Below are 10,594 nucleotides of genomic sequence, written 5' to 3'. Positions count from 1 at the left end.
CCTCGCCCTTGGCGGCGGCGTCGGCCAGGGCGGCGACGTAGTCGTCGAGGATGTAGGGCACGCCCAGCGGGGTGGGCATCGCGGCGGTGCCGAGCTCGTCGTTGCCGAGCAGCACGACGGCGTCGTTCTGGATGGCGGGGATCTGGCCGAGGATCGGGTCGTCCTTCATCGTGTCGAGCATCTCCTGGTCACCGTAGGTGACGATGATCTCCACGTCGTCGAAGACATCCGCCTGCTCGGCACTGATCGTGCCGCTGAAGTCCGGGTTGTCCTCGGAGAACTCGCGGATCGAATCCGGGGCCTCCATGCCCAGGTCCTCGAAGAACTTCGGGCGCGCGTCGTGGGTGGTGTAGAAGCTGACCTGGCTCAGGTCGGTCGGATCGACGTGGGTGAGGAACATCGTCTTCTTGCCCTTGATCTCCGGGCGCTCGTCGGCGGCCGCGGCGATCTGCTCCTCGAGGTCGGCGATGAGGTCCTGGCCCTCATCCTCCTTGCCGATGGCCTTCGACTCGATCTCGATGTTCTCGCGCCAGGTGGTACCCCAGGCGACCTGGTCCGCCGGGAAGGGCACGGTCGGGGCGATCTCGGAGAGCTTCTCGTAATCCTCCTCGGTGATGCCGGAGTAGCCGGCGAGGATCACGTCCGGCGCGGTGTCGGAGACGGCCTCGAAGTCGATGCCGTCGGTCTCGTCGAACAGGACGGGGGTCTCGTCGCCGGTGGCGCCGAGCTCGTCGAGCTTCTCCTGCACCCAGGGCAGCACGTCGGAGCCGCCGAAGTTGGCCTTGGCCATGCCGACCGGCACCACGCCGAGGGCCAGGGGAACCTCCTGGTTCTCGAACTGGACGGTGGCGACGCGCTCGGGCGTGCCGTCGATCTCGGTCGTGCCGAAGGCGTGCTCGACGGTGATCGTGTCACCGGAGCCACCGCCGTTGCCGTCACTGTCGTCACCACCGTCGGAGGAGCAGGCGGTCAGCACCAGGCCGAGGACCGCCACGAGGGCGATGAGCAGGGTCCGCAGCGAACTGAGCTGGGAAAGGGGGACGCGCAGGGTGCGGGTCATGGGTCACGGGCCTTTCGCGGGGGATGAAACGTCAGGGATGCCGGAAATTAGGCATGCCTGTACAAAATATCCCGAGCCTGACCTGCCCGCAACCACGCATTCAGGACAGCTGGTTGCTCGGATCGGACACGAGCGCCGGTGCCCGGAACTGCCCCGGGGTGACGCCCGTCGCCCGCCGGAAGGCGGTGATGAAGGCACTCGCCGAGCGGTACCCCACCCGTTCGGCGACCTCGGAGACCTCGTGGCCGACACCGAGCAACGCCACGGCGTGCTTCACCCGCGCCATCGCCACCCACCGGCTGAACCCCAGCCCCGTCTCCGCCTCGAAGGTCCGGGTCACCGTCCTGCTGCTCACCCCGATCCGCGACGCCCACGCGGTCAACGTGGTCTGGTCGGCGGGGTCGTCGCACACCGTCTCCACGATGGGGCTGATCAACCCCGCCCGCGGGACGGCGAGGACGAGTTCGTGCACCGACGGACGCAGGACGTCCAGGATCATCCGCTCGGTCAGCTCACGGGACTCCTCACCGATCCCGCCGGTACCGAGGCGGTCGATCAGCAGGCCCAGCAGCGGCGTGAGCTCCACCGCCACCGGACCCGAGCCCAGCGACGGGGTGTCCACGGTGAAGTGCACGGTACGCTGCCACGGCCCCGGCGACCGTCCACAGACGGTCGCCCACCCGCACCACACCGGACCCGGAGTCGTGCCACAGCAGCTCGTGGGTGGGGTGGGCGTGCTCACCCCAGGTGGTGTCGCGGTCGAGGACCTCGTCGCGCCCGAACGCGCGAACGCCGAAACTCAACTCCCCCGCCCGGTACACCGGGAGGCTCCGGTTCTCCTCCAACGTTCCCATAGTGCCATTAACTTAGTGAATACTGAACAGGGCCACAACACCATGACACGTGGGGGCCGTCACGGGTTCCCCCGGAAACATTCCCCGTGGACGAAAGTTAGTATAGGCTTCGCTCTCATGAACGCCTCCCCCGTTGTTCGACGCCGCTGCGCCGCCACCGCCGTCCTCTTCCTCGCCGCCGCCCTGACCTCCTGTTCAGACGGGGACGACTCCTCCGGATCCGACGACGCCCCGGACACCGTGTCCGTCACCCACTCCATGGGCACCACCGACGTCCCCACCACCCCGGAGACGGTGGTGAGCTTCTCCCCTGCCTGGACGGACGCCTTCAGCGCCCTCGGGGACCCCGTCGACGTGGAGTACCGCATGGACGGCTACGACGACAGGCCCTGGGCAACTGGCGACTCCGGCACGGTCAAGACCTACACCGCGAGCGCGGAGGGCACCGCCGACCAGAGCGAGGAGATCGCCGCGGTGGAACCGGACGTGATCTTCGTCAGCTACGTCCCCGACCAGGCGACCTACGACAAGCTCAACGCCATCGCCCCCACCGTCGCCGTGGTCGGCGACAACACCCAGTCCGACGACTGGCGCACCGTCACCGAGCTGGCCGGGGAGATCCTCGACAAGTCCGACGAGGCCGCGGGGCTGGTCGAGGAGGTCGACGCTCGATTCGACGAGACGAAGGACGCCCACCCCGGACTCGACGGCGCCTCCGCCGCCTTCGGACAGATCAGTGAGCAGGGCCTCGCCGTGGTCACCGACGACAAGGACCCCGCCAACGGCTTCCTCACCGACCTGGGTATGAGCCTGCCCGAGGACATCCTGGCCGCCAGCAACGACGGTGCACGCGCCTTCATCGCCGAAGAGAACATCAGCCTGCTGAACACGGACTTCCTGGCGATGTGGGCGATCGGGATCGATCCCTCCGACCTCGAGGGGTGGGACCAGCTCACCGCCGTCGAGAACGGGTCCGCCTACCTGCCGGACGCCACCTCGGCGATGGCGCTGAGCCAGCCGACGGTGGCGTCGGTGCCCTGGTCCCTCGACGAACTGGACGACACCTTCGCCGCGGTGGACCAGGTCCGGAGCTGAACCGGCTGAACCACTCACACCGGCCCGGCGCGTCCTCTAGCGTTGGCACCATGACCGACCTCCCCACCCTCACCGTGACCGACGGACCTGCCCGGATCGCCCACGTCCGCCTGAACCGTCCGGACAAGCTGAACTCGCTGACCCTGGGCGTCCTCGACGAACTGGTGGCCATCACCCGGCGCATCCGCGCCGACCGTACGATCCGCGCCGTGGTGATCTCCGGGGAGGGACGCGCCTTCAGCGCCGGCCTCGACTTCGCCTCGGCGATGGCGAAACCGCCGGCGCTCGTCGCGTCCTTCCTGCCCCGGCCGTGGCGCGGCACCAACCAGTTCCAGGAGGCGTGCTGGGGATTCCGGCGTCTGCCTGTGCCGGTCATCGCCGCCGTGCACGGCCACTGCTTCGGCGGCGGACTGCAGCTCGCGATGGCCGCCGACTGGCGCATCACCACCGCCGATGCGCAGTGGAGCATCCTCGAGGCCAAGTGGGGGCTGATCCCGGACATGTCCGGCATGCAGACCCTCAAGCAGCAGCTTCCGGCGGACCTGCTCAAGCGCCTCACCATGACCGGCGAGGTTTTCGACGGCGCCGCCGCCGTCGACCACGGGCTGGCCAGCGAGATCTCCGAGGATCCCGTCGCCGACGCTGAGACGCTGGCCGAACTCGTCGCCACGCGCTCACCGGACTCCGTGGCCTACGCCAAGAAACTCGTCGACGAGACCTGGACCCGCGGCCCGCGCGCCACCTTCTGGCTGGAGCGTGCCCGGCAGTTCCGCCTACTCGTGGCAAAGAATACCCAGGTCGCGCAGAAGGCGGCGGCGAAGAAGGCTGCCCCGGTGTTCCGGGGACGATCGGTGCGCTGAGACTCCGCGCCGTCGGGGTCAGTCCAGGTCGTCGTGACAATTCAGCGGACTGTGGCTGTCCAGCCGGACCACGTCCAGAGCGGATTCCTCGAGTTTCCAGGCAAGTTCCTCATCTGCGCTGATGAACAGGGAGTTGGAGTAGATGGGACAACTGATCAGGAAGGTCCCGTCCTGCGGCCACACGTAGATCGGCATGTGGGGCCGTCCAGGCCGATCGGAGCCGAAGGTGAGCAGCCAATCCAGCGGAGCCTGTACAACTGCCAATCCCCCGAAACGGCCAAAGGGCAGCGGTGCCGTGAAGTCGAAAACCCGGACCGACTCGACATTCTCTACCTCCCCCGCATAACCCGGCCACATGGCGAAGGTGACCTCCGTGGACGCACGCAAATCCGGCAGCGCCCCGGTCAGTATATGCAGGAGAGTTTCCAGGCTGATTTCGTCACAGCCACCACTGGCCGGGTGGTATTTCGAGGACTCTCCTGGCCCGATTCGGTCCGACATCTCCCGCCATGTGGAGCCGGGATGCAGGACATATCCTGCTCTACCCGCCAGCTCTCCCCAGGAGACAAACCTATCGTCGGCGATCTCGGCGGGGCTGAACACCCGGAGTCTTGCTGAGTGCCTCTCATCACTGAAAGCCGCCACCAACGACTCATCCTTGTCCACACGTGGAGTGTATGAGCGCATGTCCTCACACTATCCCTGTGTATGCACGGCGTAAAGGGTTACCTAATGTCACCGCCCCTGTCAGTTGACCCACACCACCGCCTCATGTGACAGCAACCGCGGATCGTCCAGCGCCGCCGCCCCGATCGACGTCTCGATCCACTCCCGGGCCGCCCGGCCTTTCTCTTCCAGCGTGTCGCCCGGCATCTCGCGCAGCGTGACCGCACCGTCGCGCTTGGCCAGCCGTTCACCCGAAGGCCCCAGCACCAGCGGCACGTGCACGTACTCCACCTCGGGAAGTTCCAGCAGATGCGCCAGGTACCCCTGGCGTGGCGCGGAACTGAGCAGGTCGTCGCCGCGCACCACCTGGTCCACCCCGGCGAGGGTGTCGTCCACGACGACGGCGAGGTTGTAGGCGAAGCCGGCGTCCTGCCCGACCCCGCCACGGCGCAGCACCATGTCGTCGACGTCGCCGGTGTAGGTGCCGCCGTCGACGGCGAAGGCCTCGCGCACCGTCCACTGCCCGACCTGCGCGCGCAGCCGCAAGGAAGGCACCCGACCTTCGGCGGCGAGGGCGTCGCGGCGTCCTGCCCGCTCGTCGTCCTGCAGGTCACGGCAGGTTCCCGGGTAGTGGCCGGGGACAGCGTGCGGGGCGCGGGCGGCCTCGCGGATGTCCTTGCGCGAGCAGTAGCACTCGTAGACCAGGCCGTCATCCTGCAGGCGTTCCAGGGCGACGTCGTAGCGGTCCACCGACTCCGACTGGCGCGCCACCGCCCCGTCCAAGGTCACGCCCACGGCCTCGAGGTCCTCGAGCTGCCGGTCGGCGGAGATCTCCGAGGAACGTGCGGCGTCGATGTCGTCGATGCGCAGGACGAAGCCGCGGCCGGTGGAGCGCGCCCACGCTTCTGCGAGCACCGCGGTGCGCAGGTTGCCGAGGTGCAGGTCGCCGCTGGGGCTGGGGGCGTAGCGGCCGTTGGTGGCGGGGACGTTCATGACGCCCAGGATATCGCGGGCAGTCGCAACCCCACTGGTCGGTGCGACCAGCCGGTGGGGTTGCCACGCGCTGTGCCATGCTGGGGCGGCATGAGCCCCGACGCTTCTGCCTCAGCCGCCACTGCAGCCACCACCTTCATGGCCGCCCATGCCCGCGCCCTCGACCGCCGACGCTTCGAGGTGCTGACCACCGGCACCGGCCACACGGCCGTGCTCGGCGCGCTGGAGGCCTACCGCAACGACGACGGCGGCTACGGCTGGGGCCTGGAACCGGACCTGCGCGCCCCGGAAAGCCAGCCCGTCGGGGCCCTGCACGCACTGGAGGCGCTGGTCAGCTGCGCCCCGGCGCGCTCCCCGCACCTGGAGGCACTGCTGGACTGGCTGGCGTCGGTCACCCTGGCCGACGGTGGTCTGCCGTTCGCTCTACCCGTCGCCGACCCGACCGGTTGCGCGCCGTTCTGGGCGCAGGCGGACCCGCAGGAGTCGTCGGTGCAGATCACCGCGGCGGTGGCTGCGCAGGCGCACCTGCTCGCCCGCACGGACGCGAGGGTGAGCGGCCACCCGTGGCTGCGCACGGCGACGCGGTACTGCCTCGAGGCGATCGACGCCCTCGCCGACATGCAGGACCCCCCGTTCGCCTACGTCCTCTCCTTCTCCCTGCAGTTGCTCGACGCTCTCGACGTGGCCGAGTACCCGGACTCCCCCGCCCTGCTCGACCGGTTGTCCCGGTTCGTGCCCGCCGACGGGAAAGTTCCGGTTGTTGCGGAGGGTGCCAGCGACGAATCGCTGAATCTACTGGACTTCGCCCCGTTCCCGGGACGCCCGGTGCGTAGGCTGCTGGACGCCGCGGCCGTCGAGGCCGACCTGGAACGCCTGGCCGGCGCGCAGTGCGCCGACGGCGGGTGGCCGGTGGACTTCGCCAGCTATTCCCCGGCCGCCGCCCTGGAGTGGCGTGGTCATGCGACGGTGCGCGCGGTCGAGGTGCTGCGCGCCAACCGCGGGTAGCGTTGGTGGGGTCCACCTATTCGTCACCAGGCGCTTGGAGGCGCTGACATGGGATACACCCACCACAACCGATTCGACGGCGCACCGGACCCGGACGCGCTGTGGACCATGCTCGACACCATGCGCGGGTACCTCCCGTTCCCGCTGCAGGACCCCCGCGAATCACGACAGTCGCGGCCCACTGGCCCCTCCCGTTCGGAGCGGCCGCGGGTCAGCGTCCACGCCCTGGTGCTGGGCGTGCTCGCCGACGGCCCGCGTCACGGCGGGCAGATCGTCCGCGAGATCGCCGCGCAGGACGACTCGTCCGAGGCCCCCGGTGCCGCCGAGATCTACCCGGAGCTGCAGTTGCTCGTCGACGACGGGCTGGCGACCGTGGCGGAGACCGACGGGCGCCGCACGTTCACCCTGACCCAGGAAGGACGCGACGAGGCCGCGGCCGCCGGCGATACCGACGCGGATGCCGTCGCCCCGTGGGACGGGCTGTCCCGCCTGTTCGAGGGCCGGGGTGAGCTGCCGAAGGCCGGCGTGAAGTTGGGCCAGGCGGTCCACCAGGTCGGTATCGGCGGGAGCGAGGACCAGCGGCGTCGGGCGACGGCGTTGCTGGACGAGGCGCGCCGCCGGATCTACGGCATCCTCGCCGAAGAAACCGAAGAAGCCGACGGTGCCGCAGACGCCTGACCTGCGCCGCCGTTACCGGCGCATCACCACCTTCGGCCTGCGGCTGATGGTGGTGATGTGGTGGTTCGAGCTGGTGCTGCCGCGTCTGGGGCTGCGCAGGTTCAGCCAGCGCAACCAGGAGCAACGCATCGTCCGCGCCGCCGCCCGGTTCAGCGCGCTGGCCACCGACCTCGGCGGGCTGATGATCAAGGTCGGCCAGTTCATGTCGACCCGCATCGACGTGCTGCCCACCGCGGTCACCGACGAGCTCGCCGGCCTGCAGGACAAGGTGCCGGCCGAGGACTTCGCGCAGATCCGCGCCCTGGCGGAGTCCGAGCTCGGCATGCCGTTGTCCCGCGCCTTCGCCGCGTTCGACTCCGTCCCGTTGGCCGCGGCCTCCCTGGGTCAGGCGTATAAGGCGCAACTGACCCCGCAGGACGCCACGGACGTGGGCTTCACCGACGTGGTCGTGAAGGTGCAGCGCCCGGGCATCGGCGAGATCGTGGACGTCGACCTCGCCGCGTTGCGGCGCATCGCCGGGTGGTTGTCGCGCATCCGCTTCATCGCCGCGCGCGCGGACGTCCCGGCCCTGGTCGAGGAGTTCGCACACACCAGCGCCGAGGAGATCGACTACCTGCACGAGGGCGCCGAGGCCGAGTCCTTCGGCGCGGAGTTCCGCAACCTCGCGCACCCGGCGCAGGACGCACCGACGGTCGTCTGGGAACGCACCGCCCGCCGCGTCCTGACGTTGCAGGACGTCTCGGCGGTCAAGATCAGCGACGTGCGTGCGCTGCGCGCCGCCGGCGTCGACCCCTCCGAGGTGGCCGACCGGTTGGCCGAGTCGATGTTCACCCAGCTCTTCGACACCGGCCACTTCCACGCCGACCCGCACCCGGGGAACATCTTCGTCACGCCGCGCGGGGGCGGGGATTTCAGCCTGACCTTCATCGACTTCGGCATGACCGGCACCGTCGACGAGGACCTGAAGACCCGCCTGCAGGACCTCGTCGTCGCCGTCGGCCTGCAGGACGGGGCCGGCATGGTCGCGGCGATGAAACGTCTCGGCGTCCTGCTGCCCACCGCCGACACCGACGAACTCGAGGTCGCCGTCACCGAACTCTTCGCCCGCTTCGGCGGGATGGGTGTGATGGACCTGCAGTACGTGGACCCGCGCGAGTTCGAGGACTTCGCCAAGCGCTTCCGCGACGTGATCCGCTCGCTGCCCTTCCAGCTGCCGGAGAACTTCCTGCTGATCATGCGGGCGGTGTCGATGCTGTCCGGGCTGTGCTCCACCCTGGACCCGAAGTTCAACATCTGGGAGTCGGTGGAGCCCTTCGCCGCCCGCCTGGTGCGCGAGCGTGCCGGCGCCTCGGCGAAGGACGTGGCGCGTCGTGCGGTGACGACGGGGCTGGCCACCGCCCGGGTGCTGGGGCGCCTGCCCCGACGGCTCGACGACGCGATCACCATGATCGAGAGCGGCAACCTGTCGGTGAACACACCGCAGGTGGAACGCCAGCTCAAGCGCCTGGAACGCGCCGCGGTGCGGGTCGTCGCCGCGATCGTCTTCGTGGGTCTGGTCGTCGGCGGCGCGGTACTGCGCGGGGCCGACGGCGCGGCGGGGGTCGTCGGCACCACGATGATGCTGGTCTCCGCGGTCCCGTTGCTCTACGCGGTGTTCGGGGGCCGCGGCGGCTGACACATGTCAGTCGACCTTGATCACGAGCTTGCCGAAGTTCTTCCCCTCGAGCATGCCGGCGAAGGCCTCGGGCATGTTGTCGAAACCCTCCACGACCTGCTCACGGTAGTTGATGGTGCCGTCGGCGACCTTCGGCCCGATCTCGGCGAGGAACTCCGGGTAGTACTCCTCGGCGAACTCGATCTGGATGAAACCGCGGATCAGCAGGCTCTGGGAGAGCACGGTGCTCATCGCCACGGGCAGCCGGTCGGTGTCGCCGCCACCGGCGTTGTTGTACTGGGCGACCAGGCCGCACACCGGCACGCGGGCGAACTTGTTGAGCAGCGGCAGGACGGCGTCCCACACCGCGCCGCCGACGTTCTCGTAGTACACGTCCACACCGTCCGGGCAGGCCTCGGCGAGCTTGTCGGCGAAGTCGGGGTCGCGGTGGTCGACCACGGCGTCGAACCCGAGCTCGTCCTTCACGAACGCGCACTTCTCCGGACCTCCGGCGATGCCGACGGCGCGGGCACCGGCGAGCTGGGCGAGCTGACCGACCATCGAGCCGACGGGGCCGGACGCCGCGGCGACGGCCACGGTCTCGCCCTTCTTCGGCTGGCCGATGACCTTCATGCCGGAGTAGGCGGTGAACCCGGGCATGCCCAGCACGCCGAGGGCCGCGGTGGCGGGGGCACCGTGGGTCTGCAGGGTGCGCACGTGCGTGGCGGGCAGCACCGCGTGGGTGCACCAGCCGGTGTGCGCCTGGACGAGGTCACCGACCTCGAAGTCCGGGTGGCGTGAGACGGTCACCTCGGCGACGGTCTCACCCGTCATCACGCCGTCGACGGGGACCGGCTCGGCGTAGGACTTGGCGGCACTCATCCGTCCGCGCATGTAGGGGTCGAGGGAGAGGTACTGCACCTTGAGCTCCAGCTCCCCGTCCTCCACCTGCGGCAACGTGACCTCCTCGAAGCGGAAGTTCTCCGCGGTCGGCGCGCCGGTGGGGCGGCTGGCGAGGACGATCTGTCGTGCGGTGGTCATTGAGGCGTCTCCTAGAAAAGGGTCGGAATTCGGTTCTCCGTGGACCGAGGGTAGTCCCCGGTCCTGGCAACGGCACACAGGTTGGCACACAGGTTTCCGGCTACAGTGAAAGAACCGACACACGGGGACAAAGGGGAATTGGGGAACATGCAGGACATCAGTGATGAAAACCATCTCAACCCTCGACAAGGTTACTTGCGACGAGGTATTCTGGGATCCGAGCACGACGATCTCCAGATCCTTGAAACCGCCCACCGCCACGGAGTCTCTGACGAGATCATCAAACACGCACTCCGATACCCGATCAGCCAGTTTGTCCAGGAGGACGGAATGACCATGATCATCGGACCTGGCTGGGACGGCACGCCTGTTGAAATCGGGCTCGTCGCTTGGCACGACGGAGTCGCCGTCGTCCACGCGATGCGCCCTGCCCGGAAAAAATACCTGAGGGGATAACCCAATGACCCGACGAACACTTGCCGACATCACGTCCCACGCCGAGGAGCTCGCCGACGCCTTCGAGAACTACGATCCCGCCCCCGGCGACGACAGCCGCGAGCTTCCGCCTGTCATGGCAGTGAAGCTGGCCGCATGGCGCAGAGATGCCGCGGAGAGCGACCTTGCCGACGCAATCCACACCGCACGCGGCAGCAAGGTCTCCTGGCGCGAACTCGGTGAAGCACTCGGA

12 protein-coding genes are annotated in these 10,594 nt (G+C 69.0%); 7 read left to right on the top strand and 5 right to left on the bottom strand.

Annotated features, from left to right (window positions below; genetic code table 11):
• The coding region (locus ACT3TD_RS14175) for an iron-siderophore ABC transporter substrate-binding protein (RefSeq protein WP_444638058.1) at positions 1 to 1,060 on the bottom strand (1,060 nt) is incomplete at its 3' end.
• Positions 1,061 to 1,160: 100 nt separating this feature from the next.
• Entirely contained in the window at positions 1,161 to 1,694 is a 534-nt protein-coding gene (locus ACT3TD_RS14170; protein ID WP_441579714.1) for a helix-turn-helix transcriptional regulator, read from the bottom strand.
• A 337-nt stretch (positions 1,695 to 2,031) separates the two neighbouring features.
• Between ACT3TD_RS14170 and ACT3TD_RS14165 the strand changes: the two genes are divergently transcribed.
• Complete coding sequence (locus tag ACT3TD_RS14165; RefSeq protein ID WP_301441761.1) at positions 2,032 to 3,009, top strand: ABC transporter substrate-binding protein; 978 nt, start codon at positions 2,032 to 2,034, stop codon at positions 3,007 to 3,009.
• A gap of 50 nt (positions 3,010 to 3,059) precedes the next feature.
• Entirely contained in the window at positions 3,060 to 3,869 is an 810-nt protein-coding gene (locus ACT3TD_RS14160; RefSeq protein WP_301441760.1) for a crotonase/enoyl-CoA hydratase family protein, read from the top strand.
• An 18-nt stretch (positions 3,870 to 3,887) separates the two neighbouring features.
• On the opposite strand, the gene ACT3TD_RS14155 is transcribed toward ACT3TD_RS14160, so the two are convergent.
• Together ACT3TD_RS14155 and gluQRS are read right to left on the bottom strand one after the other, a co-directional pair.
• On the bottom strand, positions 3,888 to 4,535 hold the full coding sequence (locus ACT3TD_RS14155) for a hypothetical protein (RefSeq protein ID WP_301441759.1): 648 nt from the start codon (positions 4,533 to 4,535) through the stop codon (positions 3,888 to 3,890).
• 81 nt (positions 4,536 to 4,616) lie between these two features.
• Entirely contained in the window at positions 4,617 to 5,528 is a 912-nt protein-coding gene (gene gluQRS, locus ACT3TD_RS14150) for a tRNA glutamyl-Q(34) synthetase GluQRS (protein WP_301441758.1), read from the bottom strand.
• 90 nt (positions 5,529 to 5,618) lie between these two features.
• On the opposite strand from gluQRS, the gene ACT3TD_RS14145 reads away from it, so the two are divergent.
• Genes ACT3TD_RS14145 through ACT3TD_RS14135 form a run of 3 tightly spaced genes read left to right on the top strand, consistent with a single transcriptional unit; the run spans position 5,619 to position 8,886 of the window.
• Positions 5,619 to 6,533 carry a hypothetical protein gene (locus tag ACT3TD_RS14145; RefSeq protein WP_301441757.1) on the top strand — a complete coding sequence of 305 codons (915 nt, stop codon included), beginning with the start codon at positions 5,619 to 5,621 and terminating at the stop codon, positions 6,531 to 6,533.
• Positions 6,534 to 6,581: 48 nt separating this feature from the next.
• Positions 6,582 to 7,211, top strand: a complete 630-nt coding sequence (locus tag ACT3TD_RS14140; RefSeq protein WP_301441756.1) for a PadR family transcriptional regulator — start codon at positions 6,582 to 6,584, stop codon at positions 7,209 to 7,211.
• On the top strand, positions 7,195 to 8,886 hold the full coding sequence (locus ACT3TD_RS14135; protein WP_441579715.1) for an ABC1 kinase family protein: 1,692 nt from the start codon (positions 7,195 to 7,197) through the stop codon (positions 8,884 to 8,886). The genes ACT3TD_RS14140 and ACT3TD_RS14135 overlap by 17 nt, the downstream gene beginning before the upstream one ends.
• A gap of 6 nt (positions 8,887 to 8,892) precedes the next feature.
• Here ACT3TD_RS14135 and ACT3TD_RS14130 read toward each other — a convergent pair whose 3' ends face one another.
• A complete protein-coding gene (locus ACT3TD_RS14130) occupies positions 8,893 to 9,906 on the bottom strand; it encodes an NADP-dependent oxidoreductase (protein ID WP_301441754.1) in 1,014 nt (337 codons plus the stop codon).
• A 147-nt stretch (positions 9,907 to 10,053) separates the two neighbouring features.
• Between ACT3TD_RS14130 and ACT3TD_RS14125 the strand changes: the two genes are divergently transcribed.
• Together ACT3TD_RS14125 and ACT3TD_RS14120 are read left to right on the top strand one after the other, a co-directional pair.
• Positions 10,054 to 10,362, top strand: coding sequence for a hypothetical protein (locus tag ACT3TD_RS14125; RefSeq protein ID WP_301441753.1), 309 nt, complete (start codon positions 10,054 to 10,056; stop codon positions 10,360 to 10,362).
• Positions 10,363 to 10,366: 4 nt separating this feature from the next.
• A partial coding sequence (locus ACT3TD_RS14120; protein ID WP_444638057.1) for a hypothetical protein occupies positions 10,367 to 10,594 on the top strand: 228 nt, incomplete at its 3' end.

This window comes from Corynebacterium sp. AOP36-E1-14 (assembly GCF_052377495.1).
Taxonomy (GTDB): Bacteria; Actinomycetota; Actinomycetes; order Mycobacteriales; family Mycobacteriaceae; genus Corynebacterium.
This window is presented reverse-complemented; position numbering and strand designations above follow the sequence as displayed.